Raw genomic sequence first — 24,794 nt, forward strand, 5'->3', positions numbered from 1 at the left:
TTTCAGGAAACTGGAAGTTTTTTATTTTTCGAGAATTTGAAACACTCATTTACTACAATTACATAACATTTTAGAATTCCTCTCCACAAACAAAAAAATTGAATATATTTGAGAATAATAATTCCCAACCACACAAATATTATGAAAAAACCACTACTTGCGTTCTTTTTACTTGCCTTTTGTTTTATAAATGCTCAAGAAGAATTTAAAAAAGATATAGATGCTATTGAATCAAAATTGATTGAATGGCGACGTGATTTTCATGAAAATCCAGAATTATCTAATAGAGAGTTTGAAACTGCTAAGAAAATTGCAAAACACTTAAAATCATTAGGAATAGAAGTACAAACTGGTGTAGCACATACTGGTGTTGTTGGAGTTTTAAAAGGTGATCTTCCTGGAAAAGTAATTGCACTACGTGCTGATATTGATGCACTTCCAGTAACAGAACGTACCGATGTTCCCTTTAAATCTTTAGTAAAAACAACCTTTAATGGTGTTGATACTGGCGTTATGCATGCCTGCGGACACGATACGCATACTTCAATTTTAATGGGCGTTGCAGAGATTTTCTCAAAACATAAAGATAAAATTAGAGGAACTATAAAATTCATTTTTCAACCTGCAGAAGAAGGCGCACCAAAAGGTGAAGAAGGCGGCGCTGAAATGATGGTAAAAGAAGGAGTTTTGAAAAACCCTGATGTAGATGCAATTTTTGGTTTACACATTAGTGCTGGAAACGATGTTGGAACTATCAGTTATAAATCTGGCGGAATTATGGCAGCTTCACAAAGCTTTGAAATTACCGTAAATGGTAAGCAAAGTCACGGTTCACGACCTTGGACAAGTATTGATCCTATTATGGCAAGTGTAAAAATCATTGATGGTTTACAAACGATTATTAGTAGAGAATCTGAATTGACAAAAGAAGGCGCTGTTATTACTATTGGGAAATTTACTAGTGGTGTACGAAGTAATATCATTCCTGAGAAAGCAACATTAGTAGGAACAATTCGTACGTTAGATTATGACATGCAAGCGTTTATCAACAAACGAATGAAAGAAATGGTTCCTGATATTGCAAAAGCGTATAGAGCTGAAGCTACAATAGATATAGAAAAAGGATATCCTATTACATACAACGATCCAACATTAACCGCACAAATGCTTCCTTCTTTACAGAAAGCAGCTGGAGCAGAAAATGTAAAAGAAATTAGAGCCATTACTGGTGCAGAAGATTTTTCATTCTTTCAAAAAGAAGTACCAGGATTGTATTTCTTTTTAGGTGGAAAACCTGTTGGAAAAGAAGCTACTTCACATCATACACCTGATTTTTATATTGATGAAAGCGGAATGAAATTGGGCGTGAAAACCTTTGTGCAACTTACGTTAGATTACCTCAACAATTAATAAGAAAATAATGGCTTAACTCGTTGCGCATTTTGAAATCAAAAGTATAATCAAGCGTCAGTTCGAGTGATTTTGAGGCACGAAAAATCGTATCGAGAACCAATTCAGGCTAAAAAATTCTATTCTCGATACAAATTTTACTCATTTTCAATCGTAAAATTCACTCGAATTGACGAATTTTATCAAAATGCACAACGGGTTGGCTTACTTTTTTTAGATACCTTTACAATGCTATTATAAGAATACTAATTTCTATAATCCCCTATGAATAAAAGTATATTATACGTATTATTCTTTTATACAATTGTATCGTTTTCACAATCTAATACGCTATTTCAAAAGACCTATACTACACAAGATGGTTTGGAAATAGATACTGTTTCTGCGTTGTGTTTTGACGATGATGGCTTTTTGTGGCTAGGCGGAAGTAATTTAGATAACAGAGCTATTGTAGCCGGTACTGAAAAAATGGCGCTACAACGCTTTAATGGCAATACGTTTCATAGTATTCCGTTACCTGAATATGACAACTCAATAAAAATTATAAATCAAATTTATAAACGAAAAGATGGTAAGTTTTATGTCGTTTGCAAGTTAGCTAAAGGGCGTACATTACTACTCTTCGATCCTTTTACAACTGAGTTTAAGCAAGTCAATTTTGAAGGCTTTGACCTTTTTTTAGATGGCATCTCAAATATATTTTCATACGAAAATAAAGACTATTTGCTTTTGCAAAAAGACAGAACAATTTCGCTTAGACTCCTAAACTCCGATTTATCTTCAAAAGAACTCTTCAGCTTTACAAGCACAGAGAATAGATTTTTAATGGAAGACTACAGTAGAATTCTTCCGTTTAAAGATTTTGTGATGATTTCTGACGATAATTTCACCCTTAAAGTTTTTGATTGGAATGGCAACTTAATCAAACTAATTGATACGGTAGATACACATACATCACCTCAGCAAAAAAAAATTGTTATTGATGAAGTCTTTATTAAAAATAATACACAGTATGTGTTTTTACAGAACAATCCAAACCTTTATAAAATAGACGAAACAAAGAAAGATATTATACGAATCAAAAATAATGAGCTACCAAACATTCACTTAAACACGTATACAGATTCTTTTGGTAACACACGTATTATTGCTTCAAACGAGGAAAGCGTTTCTTTTAATTCTTTTAAAGACAATTTACTAACAACTGACTATCAATCAAATATGAATGTTACTTATAGCCTAAAAGTAGCTTCAAAAAACATACGTGAAGACTTATGGCTAGCGACCAATGGTAAGCTTCACTATTTTAAGTTTCCAAGTACTGCCGTAAAAAATTTTCTGCCAGACTATGAACTTAGAGCAATAAAATCATTAGACAAGAACCATGTTTTAGCAGCCACAGAAAAGAACGGTTGGTTTAAAATAAATACTAGCACTCATGAAATTGTCCCATATAAAATTACGCTAAATAATACGGCTTTAAATAAAGCGTCACGAAATATGATGCTCGAAGACAGCATTATATGGACCAATGGAAACTATGGTATTTTAAAAGTAAATACAAAAACAAGAGTTGCAAAAAGCTATCGGCATTACCCAATTTTATGTCTTGAAAAGCTAAATGATAGTGTTATTGTTTATGGTACAAAAGGCTATAGTTTAATGCAGTTTAATACGAAAACAGAACTACATACTCCTTTAATAGAAACAGATTCACTTATTATATATGATATTGAACTAAAAAAACATGATAATCTTATTGTAGCAGGAACAAATAAAGGTTTATTGACGTATAATGTATTAAACAATACAACTCAGTTTTATAACAGTAAAACGGACCTAGAAGATCCTTTTATTTTAATGTTAGATTACCATAAAGACTATGGATATTTATTGGGTTCTCGTTCTGGAATAATTACAGCATTTAATCCGAAGACGGAACGTTTCACTACAATTTACAAGGATGAATTAAATGCAGGAATCGCAACTATTTTAGTGGATGATGATGTATGGTGGATCAACACGTTTAATGGTGTAGTTGCATTTAATATTGAAGATAAAACTACAACACGTTTTTCAGAAAAAGATGGATTTAGTCATTATGAAGGCAATCGATATAGTGCGTTAAAAACCGAAAAAGGACTATTTTTTGGTATGATAAAAGGCTTAAATTATTTTGATCCAAAAGCATTAAAAACGCAAAAAGATTCAGCCAAATTAACACTCTTAAAAGTTAGGCGCTATCATAAAAAAGAACAGATTTTTAAAGATGAGTTTAATAGAAATACCTTTAAAAACAATTACAGCATTTCTTTGCCTAGTGAAAATCGTGCATTGGATATCGATTTTGGCTTAAAAAACACAAACGCTGTCAATCAAGGCTATAGTTTTAGATATAGACTGAACGATAAGGATTGGGTAGAATTAAGAGACAAAAACAGCATTCAATTTCCAAACTTAGCAGCTGGAAACTACATTTTAGAAATTGAGGCAGCGGATTATTCTAGCAATAAAATTGGTGAATCATTAATAGTAAATATTAAGAGTACTGAGTTTTTCTATAAGAAATGGTGGTTTTTCACCTTAGTATCGTTATCTATTATAGGTTTTCTTGTTTGGTTATTAGTTCAAGCAAAAAAGAGAAAGCAGTTGCAAGAAGAATTTTCAAGAGGTTTGATACAATCGCAAGAAGACGAACGCAAACGCATTGCTAAGGAATTGCATGACAGTATAAGTCAGCAACTCACACTTATAAAAAAGAAAGCGCAAAACACCAATCAAGACGAAATTACGTCGCTCACACACAATACCTTAGAAGAAGTACGTGCTATTTCTCGTGGTTTATATCCTCCATTATTAAAACAATTAGGCTTCACTGAAAGTATAGAACAACTCATTTTAGAAGTCGATGAACAAACCAATTTATTTGTTTCGGCAGATATTGAAAATATTGATGCATATTTTAATGAAGAACAAACCCTAAATTGCTATCGTTTTATTCAAGAATGTATTCATAACTGTTTAAAGCATGCAGAAGCGAAAGCAATTTCTGTGGCTGTATTAAAGTTAGATCATACAATTAAAATTAGCATTCAGGATAACGGAAAAGGTTTTGATGCTACAAAAGCACAAAAGCAACATAGCTTAGGCTTAAAAACCATGTACGAACGTATTCGTATATTAGATGGCGAATTAACTATGGATAGCAAACCAAATCAAGGAACCATAATCGTAGCTAAAATCCCTTTGAAAAATGGCTAGAAACTTAACAATTGTAGTAGCAGACGACCATCCAATGTTGTTAAAAGGCTTAACGGAAGAGTTAACATCCAACGGTTTTAATGTGATTGATACTGCCGTAAACGGTGCTATTGCATTAGAGTTGATTACGAGACTAAATCCAGATATTGCAATTTTAGATGTAGAAATGCCTTTATTAAATGGTTTTGAAGTGATAAAAAAATGTGAAGACAAAAACTTAAACACTCAATTTATTGTATTGACTTCACATAAAGAAAGAGGTTTTATATATAAAGCAAAAAACTTACATATCTCTGGCTACTTATTAAAAGACGAACCATTTACCGAAATGCAAAATTGCCTACATGCGATCAAAAATGGCGACTCTTATTTTAGTAAAATATTTGATACAGTTTTTGAAAGTGAAATTTCGCCAGAATTAGAAAAAATAAAACGCTTATCTCCTTCCGAAAAAACGATTATTAGATACATTGCGCAAGGTCATACTTCAAAAGACATTGCTGCGTCATTACTTATTTCTGTAAGAACAGTGCAAAAGCATCGCACAAATATTTTAAACAAGCTCGACTTAGCGTCCAACTTAGATGCTCTTACCATTTGGGCAAACGCCCATAAAGATATAATTCTTTCATTATAAGCCGTTTAACTTATTTTCTTTACTACGTACCCATACGTATTATTTGACATCGTTACGTATTGTTTGGTAGCAAATTGCAGTATATCTTGTAATTTCTACCAATCAATGTATTCCCTACAAAGATAAAACTATGTTTAAGTGTATTAAAAATTCACCCCTATGAAAAAATTACTACTAATTACAATTCTTTTTTTATTAAAGCCTTTTATTGTGAAACGACTACTAGTAGCTGCCATGTTATGTATATCTAGCATTTCATTTTCACAAAATTTTGATTTTCAAGGTCTCTCGTATAGCGTAAATTCCGACCCAGCTACAGTAACGGTTACAGGAAGAGCTGCTGGTAATACAAATCTAGACATTGTAATTCCAGATATGGCTACCGATGCTGCTAATGTAACCTATACAGTAACAAATATAGGTGCCGCTGCTTTTAGTAATAGTCAATTAACAAGTGTAATCATACCAGATAGTGTTATTGATATCGGGAATTATGCTTTTTTACAAAATCAATTAACTAGTGTGACTATGGGTACTAATGTAACCTCTATAGGATTTGGTGCTTTCAGACTTAATCAATTAACAAATCTCACCATTCCTGAAAGTGTTTCAAGTATAGGAGGTTACGCTTTTAATAACAATGATTTAACCAGTGTTTCCATTCCCAACAATGTAACAACTATGGGAGATTCAGCTTTTTTTAGCAATCCAGTTTCTAGTGTCACTATAGGTAGTGGTATAACCTCTATTGGAGGGTTTGCTTTCTCGTTTGCAATACCAACTAATCCAAATAGTGGACAGCACAGTCTTACTTTTTTAGGTAGCCTACCACCAACAATACAATCTGATAGTTTTCTAAATTCATTTAATCAAATAAGACGAGGAGATATATCTGTAACCGTATCTTGTTCTGCTTTAACAAACTATACAAATAATCCTTCATACACGGGTTTCTTTGGATTCACTTGTTTTGATCTTTGCACTTTTGGTTTATCATTTACAGCTCCAGCAGACCTATGCTTAAATGCAGGTGTACAAAATGGTCTAGGTGGCGGACTATTAGTTGGTGGTGTGTATTCTGGACCAGGTGTTACTGACGATGGCAACGGAACAACTTATAGTTTTGACCCAGCAGTTGCTGGTGTTGGCACGCATCCTATATCTTATACATATACAGATGGTACTGGATGTACTGATAGCGCTATTGATACCATAGAAGTATTTGCAGTACCAAATACAACTTTTACTGCACCAGCAGATGTATGTCTGAATGCAGATACTCAAACAGGACTTAGTGGCGGTACTCCAGCAGTAACTATACTATCTACAACAGTTACCTTAAATATTGATTATGATGTTTTTGGATTTGGTGGTTTTGTTGGAGGAGATATTGTATTTGATAGCTCTGGAGCTATGCTATCCACAGACGTTACTGCAAACAATGGAGCTAGTGGTAGTACAGCTAATTTAGTGAATGCAACAGCTTTGGACGACACCATAACACTAACATTTGATAATGGTCAAACTCCAAATATCGTAGCAGATACCACTATTATAGGTGCTTCTGGAACTATAAACTTCATCTCTGGAACCGATTTTACAGTTGTTGGAGATCTTCTAAATTACATTTCTGGTAATGCTACTGCAAGTACAGATTTATTAGGTACGCGTTTATATACAGGTCCAGGAGTAACAAATGATGCTAATGGAATAACTTATAGTTTTAACCCAGCAATAGCAGGTGTAGGAATACATACTATTACATATACGTACACAAATGCTAATGGTTGTACAGCTACTGCTAGTGACACCATAGAAGTATTTGCGTTAGATACGGTAACCTTTTCGGCACCAACAGATGTATGCTTGGATGCTGGTGTACAAACTGGATTGGGTAACGCTACTCCATCTGGTGGTGTATACTCAGGACCAGGCGTTATAGATGATGGTAATGGAACAACCTATAGTTTTGATCCAACAGTAGTAAGTACAGGTGTACACACTATTACTTATGATATTACAAACGCTAATGGTTGCTCAGTTTCAGCGTCAGATACCATAGAAGTCTTTGCTATTGATGACGCTTCTTTTAGCTATGACGCTTCAATGTATGGTTGTGATGTTGCCTATCCTACTCCCACAATTACAGGTTTAGAAGGAGGAACGTTTTCTGCAGGCACTGGACTTGCAATAAATCCGAATACAGGTGAAATTGACACCGCTACAACAACACCAGGAACCTATACTGTAACCTATACTACAGCAGGAAATTGCATAAATAGTTCGAGCGTTACTATTACATTTACGACAAGTTGTATGGCTGCAACTGCATTTAATTTTGACGGTGTAGACGATTATGCTGTGGCTACAAACCCTTCAGTTTTAGATATTACCACGGGTACTATAGAAATGCGTATTAAACCGCAAACAAAAACAACATCGCAAACCATTTTAGGCTATCGTAATAGTACTGGCAGTAGTACGAAATACTTGTTTAATCTATTAGAAAACCTCACTGGTATTGGTTTTTGGAACGGAAATATCTACCTAACAATTCCCTTTACGTTTAACGAAAACCAATGGTATAATATAGCCATAACTGATGATAATTCTGGTAGTACAACTGTTTATGTAGATGGAACAGCTATTGGTGCTTTTGCATCAGAGTTTAGTACAGCAACAGGAGCTAACCTCAACCTTTATGTTGGTGTTGATGTTGATTTTCCCACAAATGAATATTTCTTGGGAGATATTGGAGATATACGTATCTGGAATACAGTTAAAGTAGGCGGCACAGCTCTTTGTACTCCTACTCCATCTGGAACAGATTTAATAGCGCATTATAATTTTAACCAAGGATTTGAAAATTCAAACAATAGCAGTGTTAACAGTATTTTAGATACTTCAAGTAATGCAAATAATTTACAACTAACCAATGTAGCATTAACTGGCGCTACAAGTAACTGGGTACATACAGATACTACCATTTTCGATACTGTTCTCCCAACAGTCATAACACAAGATATTACTGTAAGCTTAGTTTGTGGTGCACTAACAACAACAATAACAGCAGGAGATATTAATAATGGTTCTTTTGATAATTGTGGTATTGAATCATTAGTTATAGACATAGATACTTTTGACATTTCTATGCTAGGTGCAAATACGGTAACATTGAGTGTCACAGATTTTTATGGAAACGTTAGCACGCAAACAGCACAAGTAACTCTTTTAAATGATAGTCCTACCAGATTATATGTGAATCAATCCGCTACAAGTGATTTTGATGGTTCTAGTTGGGAAAAAGGATTTATTGGTCTACCAAATGCTATTGTTGCTGCGCGTAACTGTGCATCAGTAACTGAAATTTGGGTAGCGAGTGGTACGTATACACCAAATTCATTTCCTTTTAATAATACTATTACTGCAGGTATTAGCAGTAGAGATTTCACCTTTCATTTACTTAATGGCGTAAAAATATATGGTGGTTTTAATGCTACCGAAACTTCAATTGATCAACGCGATATTGCTTCAAACCCTAGCATATTAAGTGGTAATATAGGCAATCCGTCATCTTCCGCAGATAATGTATATCATGTAGTAACATCGGTTTTAGACAATGCAGAAACACGACTTGACGGTTTTATTATAGAAGGTGGACTAACTACTTTTAATGAAGTAACTGGCCTTACTATTGAAGGTATAGATGTAAGACGACGACTTGGTGCTGGTATTAGTAACCATAATTCTAGTGCTGTATTTGCTAATTTAATTATTCGTAATAACACTGCTGATATTGGTGCAGGTATTTATAATAAACAAACCATTAATACGAGTTATACTAATGTTGTAATACATAACAATAATACAGTAGGCTTTGGTATTGGTGGTGGTATGTATAACCAAAGTGCATCTTTTACTGCAACTAATGTATTACTAGCCAATAATGTTTCTGATGCTGGTCCGGCAATTTATAATGATTCATCAAGTAGTGCCACATTAACCAACCTTACTATTTTTAATAATACCTCACCATCTACTGGATCAAACGGGTCTGCACTTATTGCTAATAGTAGTAGTGAGTTTACAATTACAAATACTGTACTATATAACAATACTAGAGACATTGGTTTAGGAAATAACTCTACAGTATCAGGAACTAATAATTATGTTTTGACAAACCCAACACAATTTGGTTCGCCTGCAGGTTTTACGCAACTCATAGCAGACCCATTCACAAATAGTGCTGATATTGATGGTTTAGACAATGTTTTTGGCACAGCAGACGATGGTTTGCTTCCTTCAGAAACAGGTGTTTTAATAGATTCAGGAGATACTGCATCAAACTCACAAACGACTGATATTACAAGAGAAATACGTAACCTCGGTACAGCAATAGATGTTGGTGCTTACGAATACCAATTTAAATTAATACTAATACCAAAAGTAAATTTACAAGGCGCTTTATTAGGAAATACAAATGGTTTAATGCGTGATGATTTACGAATTGCTGATTACCTACCAACCACATCACCTTATCCAGATGGTTTAACTTGCGATGCTTCTGTGTTTAGTGGAGGAAGCGCTGCCGCTAGAGGAGGTTTTTTACAAAATGATATTGTAGATTGGATATGGATAGAATTACGCGATGAAAGCGATAATACCACAGTTATTGCCAGTACTTCTGCCCTATTGCAACGTGATGGAGATGTTGTTGCGGTAGATGGTTTTTCTAATATAGAATTTTCAATTCCGTACAATAGCTTTTATATCACTTTAAAGCATCGCAACCATTTAGGAGTAATGACAGCAAACACAGTACAGCTTGATAACACAACTACATTTGTAGATTTTACAAATGCATCAAATCCAATTGCTTTTGGTACAAATGCGCAAGCAACTGTGATGTTACCATTACTTACTAGACCTACAGCAACAAATTCGCCAGAATCAAACAATGTGTTAGCACTTTGGGCTGGAAATGCAAATGGAGATACTGTAGTGCAATATTCAGGAACAACTCCAGATACGCCAAGCATTTTATCGAATGTACTTAATGACGCTGGGAACTTTTTAAACTTCCCAACTCATACTGTAAATGGCTATAACAGTCATGATGTAAACATGGATGGAAACACGCAATACACTGGAACCACACCAGATACACCATTTATACTACAAAACGTATTAGCACATCCAGGAAATTTCTTGAATTTTAGTACGCATGAGATACAAGAGCAGTTACCTGAAAACTAAACTTTTATTAAAAAAGATTCCCTATGAAAAAATTACTACTACTCGTAACTCTTTGTTTTACAGTATTTAGCCTAAACGCACAAACTACGTATACCTATTCCGGAGACGGAAGTTGGGCAAATACAGCCAATTGGTCACCCTCTTACCCTGGTACAACTATAGTAGCTGGAGATACTGTAATTATTAACGGAAATATTGTCGAGGCAGATATAATAAATGCTGGACACTTAACTATTTCAAGTTCTGGAAGTATTACAACTGGTATTAATTCTGGAATTTCTAATACCGGGACATTAATTAATGAAGGCGCTCTTATTGCGACAGAATTTGGAGGGTTTTCTGCCTTTATAAGTACTTCGGGAACACTTTCTAATACAGGGACTATTACTATAGGTTTTGGTTCAAGTGTAGATGTCACGGGATCACTTATAAACACTGGAGTAATTGAAATACAATCAGTTGCCAATTTATTTTTTAGTCAAAACGCTACAATAGAAAACTCGGGAACAGGAATTATTAATAATAACGGTTCTTTTAACACAGCAGCAACCTTTACTAATATGGCAACAATAAACAATGTTGCCGCGTTAACAAATACTGGAAGTTTCACTAATGCTCAACAACTAAATATATCGGGTACGTTTACAAATAACGGAACTTTTGTAAATACACAAACAATAGAAAACACAGGTACTTTTGTAAATAATGACCAGAAAACGGTAACAAATAATGGCACCTTTAATAACACGAATAGTGTTACAAATAATGGAACTTTCGTTAATCCTCTAACACTAAACAATACAGGAACCTTTGTAAATAATGCCACTTTAGAGAATACTTCTCTTTTTAACAACACAGGAACGCTTACTATTGCCGCAACTGGTACTATGTTAAATTTAGGTATCTACACAAATGAAGGTACTATAGAAAACAATGGTACTATTACAAATAATGGTACCCTTAATAACCCTTTATTATTTACAAATAATGGTAATTACACAAACAATAATATATTTAATAATACAGGAACCTTAAACTGTAACGGCGTATTTACAAATACGGTAGCATTCTCGAACGTAGGAATTATAAATATTGAAACGCAAGGAACACTTACTATTTCTCAAACTATAGACAATCAAACTACGGGTAGTATAACCAATTCTGGTACAGTAACTACTCTCGCATTAGGTACACTTAATAATTTTGGTACATTTTCTAACACCAATGCAACATTTACAAACGCAGGAACTGTAGTAAATAACACCAATGCAAATTTCGAGGTTACCGATAATACCTCCATGCATTTGTTTAGAAATCAGGGTACCATTAATAATCATGGTACACTTACATTAACACTTACATCTAATCCTTCTAATACCAACACAGGAACGATAAATAACACAGGAGTTTTTGATATACATAATAATAATTCTTTTCCAAATCAGGGAACTATTGCAAATCATGGTGTGTTTACTATTTTTAGTTCTCTATCTCTATTTAATGATGGTGTATTCCTTAATACAAATGAATTTAATGGATCATATCGAGGTTCTGGGAGTTTTGCAAATGAAGGAATCACAACGGGGTCTATAACCATTCTAGATTTTGGTTTACTTACCAATACAGGTACCATAAATACTAAACGTATAGCTATGTTTTTTGATAGCCAAACATTTACCAATGAAGGCATCGTGAAAATTTTTGGAGGAGAGACTGGATTTAGGTTAAGTAGAAAAATAGTAAATAATAATATCATTGAAATATTACCCGATGGCATAGCCGGTATGGGAAATGATACGTTTATAAATAACGGAACACTATTAAATAGAGGAACACTTAGCACAATTGCATTTGGTTTTCCTGTTCTTTCTACACTCCATAATTCAGAAACTGGTGTTATAGATAACAGAGCTACTTTAGTCATAGATGTATCAGATGATGGCATGTCGACTACCTTAATGCCGTCTACCTTAATCAATGACGGTGCTATTATAAACACAGGTACCTATACTAATAATGGTGCATTAGTTAATAATGGAACAATTACAAATAGTAACGCACTTAACAATGGAGGCTCCATAACTATTGAGGCTATGGGAACATTAAATACTTCTGGTGCTACAAGCAACCAAGCAACGGGTAGTGTAACTAATGCTGGTACAATAACTACGCTAGAATTAGGAACTTTCACGAATGCTGGAACCATCACTATGGATACTACAGGAACGTTAAGTACTTCTGGTACTGCAAGTAACCAAGCAACGGGTAGTATAACTAATGCTGGCACAATAACTACACTAGAATTAGGAACTTTCACGAATGCTGGAACCATCACTATGGATACTACAGGAACGTTAAGTACTTCTGGTACTGCAAGTAACCAAGCAACGGGTAGTATAACTAATGCTGGCACAATAACTACGCTCGAATCTGGAACCCTTTCAAATGAAGGAGCTATCACTATGAATACTATGGGAACGTTAAGCACTTCTGGTACTACAAATAACCAAGCAACGGGTAGTATAACCAATTCTGGTGCAGTAACTACGCTCGCATTAGGTACACTTAACAATTTTGGTACATTTTCTAACACCAATGCAACATTTACAAACGCAGGAACTGTAGTAAATAACACCAATGCAAATTTCGAGGTTACCGATAATACCTCCATGCATTTGTTTAGAAATCAGGGTACCATTAATAATCATGGTACACTTACATTAACACTTACATCTAATCCTTCTAATACCAACACAGGAACGATAAATAACACAGGAGTTTTTGATATACATAATAATAATTCTTTTCCAAATCAGGGAACTATTGCAAATCATGGTGTGTTTACTATTTTTAGTTCTCTATCTCTATTTAATGATGGTGTATTCCTTAATACAAATGAATTTAATGGATCATATCGAGGTTCTGGGAGTTTTGCAAATGAAGGAATCACAACGGGGTCTATAACCATTCTAGATTTTGGTTTACTTACCAATACAGGTACCATAAATACTAAACGTATAGCTATGTTTTTTGATAGCCAAACATTTACCAATGAAGGCATCGTGAAAATTTTTGGAGGAGAGACTGGATTTAGGTTAAGTAGAAAAATAGTAAATAATAATATCATTGAAATATTACCCGATGGCATAGCCGGTATGGGAAATGATACGTTTATAAATAACGGAACACTATTAAATAGAGGAACACTTAGCACAATTGCATTTGGTTTTCCTGTTCTTTCTACACTCCATAATTCAGAAACTGGTGTTATAGATAACAGAGCTACTTTAGTCATAGATGTATCAGATGATGGCATGTCGACTACCTTAATGCCGTCTACCTTAATCAATGACGGTGCTATTATAAACACAGGTATCTATACTAATAGTGGTGCATTAGTTAATAATGGAACGTTTACCAACAATAATATATTTGATAATTCAGGAACATTTAGTAATCCAGGAATACTTTCTGGAATCAACACAAGTCATACCCAAGATTTTACAAATGCAGGTACCTTAAGCCCTGGGAATTCTCCTGGCTCCTATACTTTTAATAACAATTATTCAGCACAAACAACAGCTAACTTACAAATAGAATTAGAAAATACTACCACATTCGATATCGTAACAGTAACTGGCACAGCAGCTATAGACGGTACACTAGAGGTAACTTTATTAGATAATTATTTACCAAATATAGGCGATACTTTTACAATTTTAACAGCAGGTAATATTTTAGGAACTTTTGATACGGTAAACTTGCCAGCAGGTTACAATTGGGATGTTAGGTATACAGCAACAGAAGTTATTTTAGAAATAATTCCAATTACTGTAAGTCCAGTAGTCTTTTTACAAGGCGCTTTACTATCTAATGGAAATACAAGCTTAATGCGAGACGATTTAAGATCTTTAGATTATTTACCAACTACATCACCATATACAGATGGCTTAACTTGTGATGCATCGGTATTCAATACTGGAGGAACTAACACAACAGGTAATACAAATAATGATATTATAGATTGGGTTTGGGTAGAATTACGTGATGCTACAGATAACACCTTAGTAATTGATGGGCAGTCTGCTTTATTACAGCGTGATGGTGATGTTGTAACTATAGATGGTATATCCTCAGTAAGCTTTAATCAAGCAAGTGGTGATTATTATTTAGCAATTAAACATCGGAATCACTTAGCTGTTATGACAACAAATACAATAGCTTTAAACAGAACAGCCACAACTATAAACTTTACAGATGCGACAACTCCAATTACTTTTGGTACAAATGCACAAACTACTGTAGCTGGCACACCAAATGTTTTAGCACTTTGGGCAGGAAATGCTAATGGAGATCAATTAGTACAATATTCAGGAACGAGTCCTGATGCGCCAAGTATCTTATCAGAAGTATTGAATGACTCTGGGAACTTTTTAAACTTTCCTACGTATACACTTTCAGGTTATAATACGAATGATATTGATATGAATGGAGACTCACAATATACTGGAACAACACCAGATACACCTTTTATATTACAAAACGTATTAGCACATCCTGGAAACTTCTTGAATTTTAGTACGTATGGGATACAAGAACAGTTACCTGAAAATTAGAAGGAATTCAAATTATAAATTAATAGAACGTCTAAACTTGAAGTTTAGACGTTTTTTATTGCAAAAAAAATAAAAGAATAGGTTCTCAAAACAGATTATTCTTATTTTTGAGCAAATCTTTCTATAACTATGGATACCATTCTTTCATTTCTTGGCTCAATTTCTTGGTGGCTTTGGATTATTATTGTGTTAGTAATTATTGCTATTCGCGATATTTTTCAACGAAAACATACCATTAGTCACAACTTCCCTATCGTTGGACACATACGATATATGTTTGAGAGTATTGGTCCTGAAATTCGTCAATATTTTGTAGCAAACAATCGTGAAGAATTACCATTCAATCGTATTGAACGCGGCTGGATTTACGCTTCAGCGAAAAAAGAAAATAACTACGAAGGTTTCGGAACTGATAGAGATATTTATGCGCACCAACATGTGTTCATCAACAATGCGATGATGCCATATCAAGTAGGAGAAAATCATCCAAATGCTATTGATAAAACATTTTTACCATGTGCAAAAGTGATGGGAGAATTCAACAAAAGAAAACGTCCATATCGACCTGCTTCTGTAATTAATGTATCAGCTATGAGTTTTGGTTCATTATCTGCAAAAGCTGTAGAATCAATGAATAAAGGAGTAAAGATAGCTGGCGCATACCATAATACAGGTGAAGGCGGATTGTCACCTTATCACAGTCATGGCGGTGATGTGGTTTTTCATTTCGGAACAGGATATTTTGGTGTTCGTGCTGATGATGGTGGTTTTTCTATGGAAAAAATGGTCAAATTGGTTGAAGAAAATCCATTCATTAGAGCTATTGAAGTAAAATTATCACAAGGAGCAAAACCTGGAAAAGGTGGTGTATTACCTGGTGCAAAAATTACACCTGAAATTGCAAAGATTAGAGGTGTTGAAGTTGGAAAAGATGTATTATCTCCACCAAATCATAAAGCATTCTCAAATGTACCTGAATTGATGGATTTTGTAGAAGCAATTGCGGAAGCTACAGGATTACCTGTTGGAATTAAAGCTGCTATTGGGAAACTAGAACAATGGGAAGAGTTAGCAGATATTATGAATGCTACAGGAAAAGGACCTGATTTTATTAGCGTAGATGGTGGTGAAGGTGGAACTGGAGCTGCGCCACCTAGTTTTGCAGATCACGTGTCATTGCCTTGGGTTTATGGATTTACGGATTTGTATAAAATGTTTCAACAAAAAGGACTTACTGAACGTATTGTTTTTGTCGGAAGTGGAAAGTTAGGATTTCCTGCTAAAGCTGCTATGGCGTTTGCTATGGGCGTTGATTGTATTAATGTTGCGCGTGAAGCGATGATGAGTATTGGATGTATTCAAGCACAAATTTGCCATACGAATAAATGTCCTGCTGGTGTTGCGACACAAAATAAGTGGTTACAAAACGGAATTGACCCAACATTAAAATCTGTTCGTTTGGCACAATATTTTAAAACATTTAGAAAAGAATTTGTAGAAATTACGCATGCAGCTGGTCATGAACATCCATGTCAGTTTAAAATGAGTGATATTGAGGTTAATGTAGATGACCATAACTTATCTAAAGAATTAGATGGCACGTATGGTTATAAAAAGACGCCTGTACCATTTACAGATATGCAAGCGTTGAAAGATTGTAGTCATTTAGGAGGGAAAGCGAACTAGTTAATTTGTTTATTTAAAATTATGATGGTTTGATGTTTGACATATTATCATTTAATATGTAACATAAAATCATTTCCCCAATGACATGCACCAAAACTGACATGGTATGTTCCAATGTCAGCTTTTGAGAATTTCAAATAATTATTCTTACCTCTAATTTTATAAGTGGTATGTTTAAAAGGCTCAGCAGTAAGCTGTAAAGAATCTTTATAAACTGTTGCAGATGAAATAGTTCCTCCATACGGGAAAGAAATTGCAATACTATCTGTACAACTTTCAGAAATATTCACGATTTGTTCTGTTCCTTTTCTAATAGATTCTGGAGTAATTCTATAGGTCCCATATTTTACCGCTATAGAATTTTCTATATATTCTTGATGATTGGTTTTAAATTTGAATAATTCTTGGTTCTTATTATAATCACGCTTGAATTTTACTTTAACTTTTAAAGGACGTTTTCTACGAATTTTAAAAGTTTCCGTGATGCTTTTTTCTTTTCCATTTACTTCTAAAGTAAAATCATTGTCATTAAAGTTAAAAGAATGTACTTCAACTTTTTTCCTAGAGTTTGTGTAAAGTTCAAACTCAAGGATGACATTATCACCTTCACAATTTAGAAATGTTCCTAGTTTTTTGGGAAACCAAATATGAATATCATCTACGCTTGTAAAAGACATTGTTACTATTAACATGAGCAATAAATATATAATCTTCTTCATTTAGATTTTTTTATGAAAATATGCAAAAAAGATCGCCAAATCAATCTTAATTGAGCCAATAGGGGCTTTGAGTGAGTAAAGTTCATATTTTAACTCCCATCTAATTCTTCTAACTCAAGAATAAGATCGTATTGTATATCTTCATGAAGCGTACTGATGGCTTTTTTTGCCATTGCTAATTGTCGATCGTATATATTTATCATTTGTAGACTTCGCTTGTGTGCAGGCTTCAGTTCTTTCAATTTTCCACAGAAATACAATAAAACATATGCTTCAGTTTCTTTCTTTTTAGAGTATCGGATGTACTTTTTGAGCATGCGTAGAATTTTGCGCACACTTTTTTTGACATAATATAAACTATCGTGATTCAACTTTGAAAATTCTACATCGATTTCTTCTTTTATTTCATGAATGTATTGGTCTTCATCATGAGAATCGAAAAGTGCGTACGTCAATAATTCTTTGTTCTCTTTCTTGAATTTTGCCAGTTTTAAACAGATTTCAATGAGTTCTTCTTGCGTGTGTTGTTTTAATTCTTTTTTGAGTATTGATACTGTAACTGCCTTCATGTGTATGCAATGATTTAGGGTAACTTAGAAGTAAATAACGGGAATTTCAACTATATCACCATCACTTTCATACAATAAATGTTTATTTGCCTAGTTAGTAAAAACGTATTATGTTTGCTAAAACTGCTATTTTTTATGGAAGACAAAATTTTTGATTTATTGATGTATTCTATTCCTGCTATTATTACTGGAGGAATTGCTTATTTTTTCTTTAGAGATCATATGATAAATGAAGATAAAAGAAGACGCTTTTTATTACACAAAGATGCTCAAAAAGAAGCATTACCATTACGTTTACAAGCCTATGAACGTCTTTCGTTATTTTTAGAACGTATTACACCATCAAAATTATTAGTACGCGTCTCTCCTACTTCAACAGATAAGAATGATTATGAACGTTTGTTAATTATGAGTATTGAACAAGAGTTTGAGCACAATTTATCACAACAGATTTATATGAGCGATCAATGTTGGAATATTATTATTGCTTCAAAAAACGCAACAATACAATTGATTCGAAAAGGTAGTTTGACCGGAAAAGTAACTTCAGCCGATAAATTACGAGAAGTCATTTTAACCGAAATGATGGAAAATCAAGCACCAAGTGATGCAGCATTATCTTTTATTAAGAAAGAAGTTGCTGATTTTTTACATGCGTAATCAATAGAAAGCTATAGTCATTTTTTAATGACTTTAAACGTATTGCTTCTATTAGCGCTATCCGTAAGTTTTACAAAGTAGAGTCCGCTTGATAGTTTGCTCATATCAATAGTTTCAAATTGACTTTTCTGTGTGAGCATTACTTGTCCTTGAATAGAATAGATTTCTAACGATTCAATATTCGTTGTTTTGCTAACATTCAATGTATTTTTAACTGGGTTTGGATATATATCTACATCAGTAAAAACAGCTTCTGTAGTACTCAATAATTGTGATTCTAAATAAATCAATTCAGTAGTTCCTGGCTCTATTACTGTAGTATAAGCATCTAAATCTGCTTTTAGCAAGTTTGCATCACAATCACACATTGCTGTATAAACTCTCAACAACGAATTTTGCATTGATGCAGGAACGTACTGAGAGAAAAAATACACATTGTGTGTCACAAATATTGCGTTGAGTCCAGTATCATTTGTAGTAATAATTCCATTGCTTGTTCCTGTTGGAGTTCCTACATTAATATCAGCAATTTTTAAAAATAAATGATTGTAAGCATATCTGTCATCTAAAGGATACGCATTTCTAATCACTGAAGAATATGCGCTTAAATCTGCTGCTAATTGATTGTTATCGCAATTATCACAAACTACCAATGTCCAATTTGCATAACCATTAGTACTAACTTGCGGTAAAGATTCTATATTATCGTAAGCTGTTACATTATTTCCTGTCAAAATAGTATTCAAACCTGTATCATTAGAATAATCTGTAGCGCCAGGCGGCACATCATAATAATATGTAGGCGCACCAACAAAAGCTCCTATTGTAGGTGATTGATCCATCATTTCTACTTGGATATATTTAAGTTGTCCAAACGAGAATTGTACAAAGAAAAATAGTATAGCGATGAAAGTAACTTTCTTAAACATATTGTGATTTTTATTTTAAAAGTAATAATTTTTCGCGTGTTTACACAAGATCATTCTTATTTATAAGTCTCAAATTGAAAAATTAGGTACTACTACGTATGTAATAATTTTATTCGTTTATCTCTTGGTTTTTCAACTTTGCATGATGATATCCTTGTTCCCACCATTCGGCCATTTGTTTTTTATTAAAAATCAAGGAATTGTCCGTTAGCTTCGTTGGTGTAAAATAAAGATTGAGTTTTACATCTCTAAATTTTGCAGATAGCTTACCAATATTTATATCATGTCTCTCTACTTGATCGATTAAAAAACTAAACAAATTTACCATTAGAGAAAACGGGTTTCTTCCTAATTTTTTATTTGATACGCCATGTTCTGTTTCTAAAATAATTGCATCAATCTCAGTTGCACCTCTTTTTATGGCTTCATGAATTGGCACAATACAGCCAAAACCACCATCAGCATATTCATCTCCATTTTTTGTAACCAAACTCATAAACGGAACATAGTTACACGAAATCCAAATCCAATCACAAAAATCTTCATACTCATGATCAGCTATTGATTTGTACTCAACGCTATTTTTAGTAAGATTAGTTACCGTTACGACAACTTCTTTTCCTGAAGTTTTTAGGTTTGTAAAGTCTTCTTTTGAAAAGTTTTTCTTGATTAATTTTCGAAGTTTTTTTGTTTCCCCAAAGGTTCGTTTTCCTTTAATTTGTTGTGTAAAAACATTAAAGTAATTGATACTAATAAATGTTTCACCCTTTTTCTTTCGAACTACAAAAGGATTATTACTAAATATACTTCTCTGATTTACAGATGTATATATTTTTTTAAGTTTTGGCACATTGTCTAAACCCAACAAAGGAGCTATTAAGCTTCCTGTAGAGGTTCCTAAAAACATGTCATACTTCTTTTTTTCTTCTTCTATAAGGTATTGCGCAACTCCGCCTGCAAATGCGCCTTTACTTCCTCCTCCAGAAATGACTATTGCTTTCATTTATTATTCTTTTTTTTGGCTAAATATGCGTTCTCTTTTTCAGTAAGTAACTTTTCTACACGTTTTAAATTTGGTTCGTACGCAGGATTTTTGATAATACTGTCTAATAATTCTCTGCAATATTTTGCAAATCGCCAATTATGATGTCGTGCTCCTTTTATTAAGTCAACCAAGTTTTTATCACTGAATGATTGTAATTCATTTAAAAAACGAAAAGCATTTTGACGCACTTCAAAGTGATATCTTTCATTTGTATATCCTGATAATTCATCATAATAATATGGTGTTTTATGACCGCTATACTCTTTTGTAACAATCGCTAATGTCAACCATAAAATTCGAAAGCTTTTATCATTAGAACCTTGTACAAATTTGGTTTCATCTAAATATTTCTTTTGATCAGCTGGAAAACTTTTCCATAACGTGAATAAAGCAGTTTCTTTTGTTATATATGAATCGTCTTTTAGTAACGTTTCATAGTCTGTTTTAAATTCTTCAGGAACTTGTCTGGCTGCTTTTGCAATCGTTTGTCGAATCTTTATGTTGTTTGTTTTTAAAGCTTCTCTATAAACCATCAGACGTTCTTCTAAAGTAGTTACTTTTAGATTTTTAAGCATATGAATAATCAACTCCTCAGAAATAGGTTCATTTTCTTCACGTTTACCTGAAAACAATTCAATTGCTTGTTTTGCTTCTGTTTTAGTTGATTCACTTTGTTTTTGTTTTAATAATTCTACTTGAAAAGGAATGCTTTTTGCTCCGCCTAAATAGTTGTATATACTCGTACTGGGCAAACTCCCAATTGCTAAAAAGCCCTTCATATCAAATAAACTATCAGGTAATTGAGGATTTTCCAGCCAAATTTGGACAAATTCAGTTAAGTTTCTCTCACTTTCTTCTTCAACTATTTTTATAAAATCTGCTGTTTCTACACTTTTAAATTTATATGTGTTTAAATAGCGCTTTACAGATTTCCTAAATACTTCATCTCCTACTTGTGTTCGCAATGCATGCAACACCCAAGCTCCTTTTTGGTAAAACGTTAAACTACTAGCTTTCGGATTTAATACTGACTCTCCTTTACCATCATTAAGTGCTTTTAATTGTAGTATAGATTCGTATAGATTCCAGTAAAAATAGTCATCTCCAAAGATTTCCTTTTCAGCTAACAATGCATAATACGTAGCAAATCCTTCTTGTAACCAATGGTGTTTCCCACTTTTGGCTGTAACTAAATCACCAAACCATTGATGTGCCAATTCATGTGCATTTACGTTGACGTAATTTTTATCTACAAAGTTTGTACTATCAATTACAAAACTATCTGAGAATATCGTTGTACTTGTGTTTTCCATTCCTGCATATAAAAAGTCTTTTACAGGAACTTGTTTATAATTTTGCCAAGGATACGGAACACCAATTTCTACTTCTAGAAAATCAAACATACGTTTGGTATGCCGATAGGTCGGTTCAAATTTGATTTCGTCTTCCGGGTAATAATACATTTCTAATGGAATTCCGCTTTTGGAAGTTTCTACCTTTTTTTTATATTTTCCAATCGCAATTGCCGCCAAGTAGCTGCTCATCGGACGTTTCATGTCAAAATACCACTTTGTCAACGAATCATTTGGTGATTCTTTTTTGAGTAGCTTCCCATTGGCAATCACTTCATATCGATTGTCAAATGTGATACTAAAATCGAATTCTACTTTTTCATTTACGTCATCAAAACTAGGCAACCAACTACTAGTATACTTTCCTTGTCCTTGTGTCCACACTTGTTTTCTGCCACCAATTCCATTCCAATCAATAAAATACATTGCTTTTTTGGGATGTGTAAATGTTGCCAATCCTATGTTATGCTTCTCTCCTTTTTTGAAGTTACTTTTTAGAATAATTTTTTTATCTCTGTAAAGATTTATCCCTTTAAAACTTTGTTGATATACTTTGTACGTATCAAGCGATTGGATGTCAAAATATATAGAATCTGTGTCTTGCAAAATTTCAAATTCATACTGTACATCAATGCCTATTTCTTTTAAAGTAGGACGCAGTACAATATCGACTGTTGCCTTTTTAAAATCTACAAATTCGGTTTGTTGTGCAAATCCTGTAAACGTTATACAGCATACTAAGAAGAGAAAAGTATATTTCATGTGATGATCTAAAACAAATAATACACCAAAATAAGCATTTTGGTGTATTATTTTATTGAATTTATATTTTAAACTGAAGTTAGTTCATAACTGTTGGTTTAACAATCGGCGTACTACTTTTTACAACTACGAATGTAGAAGTTGCGTAATATGCTCCAGCTGTTCCAGAAGTTGATCCTCCATCAGCAGTCCAATCTTGATAATCATATTCAAACGTAAATGAACTTCCGCCCATAGCTGTACCGAAAGTATCTTTACGAACTGGTACTGCCATTCCTGGGCACCAACCTGCTCTATCTGGTGTCCAGTTTCCTGATTGTGGTTGTACAGGATTTGAACTACAACCCATTGGCGCCATATTGTGTTGAAACATGTTTGCTCCGTTAATTTTTACATCATGTGTTCTAAAACACCATTCTGCACACGGTCTGTTATCACTATCTACAGGTGTAGCATGTCCCCAACCTGAAATAATTGTACGTAACTGTGTTGCTTCTGCATTTGCAGGAATTGATACTGTTTTAGTTAAATCCCAAGTCATTGGATCAATTGTAGTTCCGTATGGCACACCAGAAGTTGACCAATCGTCATATGAAATTACATCTGCAATTGCATAATATTCATAATCTGGAGTTCCTTCTACATAGTCAAACTCAACAGATAACTCCCATCCGTCTGATCCCCAAGTTTCAATACGTGCATACAATTCAGTACTTCCTTGTAATAACGATTTAAAGTCTGTTACATCAATTTCAAAACCTCTAGCTAATTGTGAGTTGTCTACTCCATACGGTGTAATATAACGTCCAATTTCATAGAAATCTCCTGAATCTGTATCTTTTACTTTAATGTTTGCATATACATCCCAAGCATTACATCCGCCAGTTGGACAACGTAATTCAACATACATCATAATTTGTTGAATGTTTGACATATTAGTGTGCAAATTATAAGTATTTGTTACCGTTTGGTTGAATCCACCTCCAAAAGCAATTCTCTGATTGTCAAATGTTTGATAATTATGACGTACCGCAGTTCCTGTTCCTGCTAAACTAATTGCTACATCTGAAGCTCCTGTAGCACTTAAAGTAATATTCCCTGTTTGCGCTCCTAAATCAGTTGCACTAGGAATGAAGCGAACATATAAATTTTCGGCAGTTGTGTTTATTGCTGTGTAATCGTACGTTGCTGTATTTGAAAATGTAATATTGTCTGTTGAAATTTCAAATGAACCAGTAACAGTAGCCGTCACATTATTTTCTAAATCCAATCCTTTTACTTGTACTGTTTGTGCTGAAGATATCGTTCCTACATTTACATCTCCAAAACTATTTACCGTTCCGATTACTTGAATTTCTCTTGGGATTTCTAATGAATTTCCTGTTAAGCTTACTTGAACTGTATTAAACTCGGAAGATGTCATTGTCAACGTTCCTGTTACTTCTCCTAATGAAGTTACTGTTGGTGCAAAACGAACATAAATGGTTTGTGATTGATTTGCTTCCGATGCTGGTATGCTGGCACTAGATCCAAAAGTTGTATTGTCTCTTGAAACTTCAAATTGTTGTGAAACACTAATACTTACCGATTGTGCTAGGTTAGCTCCTGTAACAGATACAGAACTACTCGCAGAAACTTGTCCAGCAATTACTGCTGAGAATGACAAACTGTTTTGCGATGCCGTAAAAGATGGTGTCGCAGCTTGCGTTCCATCGTCAGATTTACATGCGGTAAATATAATTGTAAAAGCTAGAAAGGTGTAAATAAAATTTTTAATGGTTGATTTTCTTTTCATTGTGTTGGTTTTGATGCTAAAAGTAAGTAAAAAAGCTGAAATTAAAAACCTAAAAAAAACCTCAAAATCAATGTTTTGAGGTTTTATTGTATATTAT

The 24,794-nt window shown here is 33.7% G+C and carries 13 protein-coding genes; 7 read left to right on the forward strand and 6 right to left on the reverse strand.

Annotation, left to right across the window (positions count from 1 at the left end):
- Positions 1-141: 141 nt before the first annotated feature.
- The 6 genes from ACUUYC_RS20520 to ACUUYC_RS20545 all read left to right on the forward strand — a co-directional run bounded on the left by ACUUYC_RS20520 (position 142) and on the right by ACUUYC_RS20545 (position 16,866).
- Positions 142-1,410 carry an amidohydrolase gene (locus ACUUYC_RS20520; protein WP_474268913.1) on the forward strand — a complete coding sequence of 423 codons (1,269 nt, stop codon included), beginning with the start codon at positions 142-144 and terminating at the stop codon, positions 1,408-1,410.
- A 264-nt stretch (positions 1,411-1,674) separates the two neighbouring features.
- Complete coding sequence (locus ACUUYC_RS20525; protein ID WP_474268915.1) at positions 1,675-4,671, forward strand: sensor histidine kinase; 2,997 nt, start codon at positions 1,675-1,677, stop codon at positions 4,669-4,671.
- Positions 4,664-5,308 carry a response regulator gene (locus ACUUYC_RS20530; RefSeq protein WP_474268918.1) on the forward strand — a complete coding sequence of 215 codons (645 nt, stop codon included), beginning with the start codon at positions 4,664-4,666 and terminating at the stop codon, positions 5,306-5,308. The genes ACUUYC_RS20525 and ACUUYC_RS20530 overlap by 8 nt, the downstream gene beginning before the upstream one ends.
- A 159-nt stretch (positions 5,309-5,467) precedes the next feature.
- Positions 5,468-10,564: a leucine-rich repeat protein gene (locus ACUUYC_RS20535; RefSeq protein WP_474268920.1), complete on the forward strand. Its 5,097-nt coding sequence runs from the start codon at positions 5,468-5,470 to the stop codon at positions 10,562-10,564.
- A 23-nt stretch (positions 10,565-10,587) separates the two neighbouring features.
- Positions 10,588-15,180: a beta strand repeat-containing protein gene (locus ACUUYC_RS20540; RefSeq protein ID WP_474268922.1), complete on the forward strand. Its 4,593-nt coding sequence runs from the start codon at positions 10,588-10,590 to the stop codon at positions 15,178-15,180.
- Positions 15,181-15,309: 129 nt separating this feature from the next.
- On the forward strand, positions 15,310-16,866 hold the full coding sequence (locus ACUUYC_RS20545) for an FMN-binding glutamate synthase family protein (RefSeq protein WP_474268925.1): 1,557 nt from the start codon (positions 15,310-15,312) through the stop codon (positions 16,864-16,866).
- 47 nt (positions 16,867-16,913) lie between these two features.
- Here ACUUYC_RS20545 and ACUUYC_RS20550 read toward each other — a convergent pair whose 3' ends face one another.
- Positions 16,914-17,585, reverse strand: coding sequence for a hypothetical protein (locus ACUUYC_RS20550; RefSeq protein ID WP_474268927.1), 672 nt, complete (start codon positions 17,583-17,585; stop codon positions 16,914-16,916).
- Positions 17,586-17,674: 89 nt separating this feature from the next.
- The gene (locus tag ACUUYC_RS20555) at positions 17,675-18,154 is read right to left on the reverse strand and encodes a hypothetical protein (protein ID WP_474268929.1); all 480 of its coding nucleotides are present in this window, start codon (positions 18,152-18,154) and stop codon (positions 17,675-17,677) included.
- Between the two features lie 135 nt (positions 18,155-18,289).
- On the opposite strand from ACUUYC_RS20555, the gene ACUUYC_RS20560 reads away from it, so the two are divergent.
- Positions 18,290-18,814 (forward strand): DUF7935 family protein, encoded by a 525-nt coding sequence (locus tag ACUUYC_RS20560; RefSeq protein WP_474268931.1) that lies wholly within the window; start codon positions 18,290-18,292, stop codon positions 18,812-18,814.
- A 17-nt stretch (positions 18,815-18,831) separates the two neighbouring features.
- Here the strand turns inward: ACUUYC_RS20560 and ACUUYC_RS20565 are convergent, their stop codons facing one another.
- From ACUUYC_RS20565 to ACUUYC_RS20580, 4 genes are all read right to left on the reverse strand, one after another.
- Positions 18,832-19,743 (reverse strand): T9SS type A sorting domain-containing protein, encoded by a 912-nt coding sequence (locus ACUUYC_RS20565; RefSeq protein ID WP_474268933.1) that lies wholly within the window; start codon positions 19,741-19,743, stop codon positions 18,832-18,834.
- Between the two features lie 109 nt (positions 19,744-19,852).
- Positions 19,853-20,746, reverse strand: coding sequence for a patatin-like phospholipase family protein (locus tag ACUUYC_RS20570; protein WP_474268935.1), 894 nt, complete (start codon positions 20,744-20,746; stop codon positions 19,853-19,855).
- Complete coding sequence (locus ACUUYC_RS20575) at positions 20,743-22,902, reverse strand: M1 family metallopeptidase (RefSeq protein WP_474268937.1); 2,160 nt, start codon at positions 22,900-22,902, stop codon at positions 20,743-20,745. The genes ACUUYC_RS20570 and ACUUYC_RS20575 overlap by 4 nt, the downstream gene beginning before the upstream one ends.
- Positions 22,903-22,981: 79 nt before the next feature.
- Positions 22,982-24,697 carry a peptide-N-glycosidase F-related protein gene (locus ACUUYC_RS20580; RefSeq protein ID WP_474268939.1) on the reverse strand — a complete coding sequence of 572 codons (1,716 nt, stop codon included), beginning with the start codon at positions 24,695-24,697 and terminating at the stop codon, positions 22,982-22,984.
- Positions 24,698-24,794 lie beyond the last annotated feature (97 nt).

It is taken from the genome of Kordia sp. E, assembly GCF_056033805.1.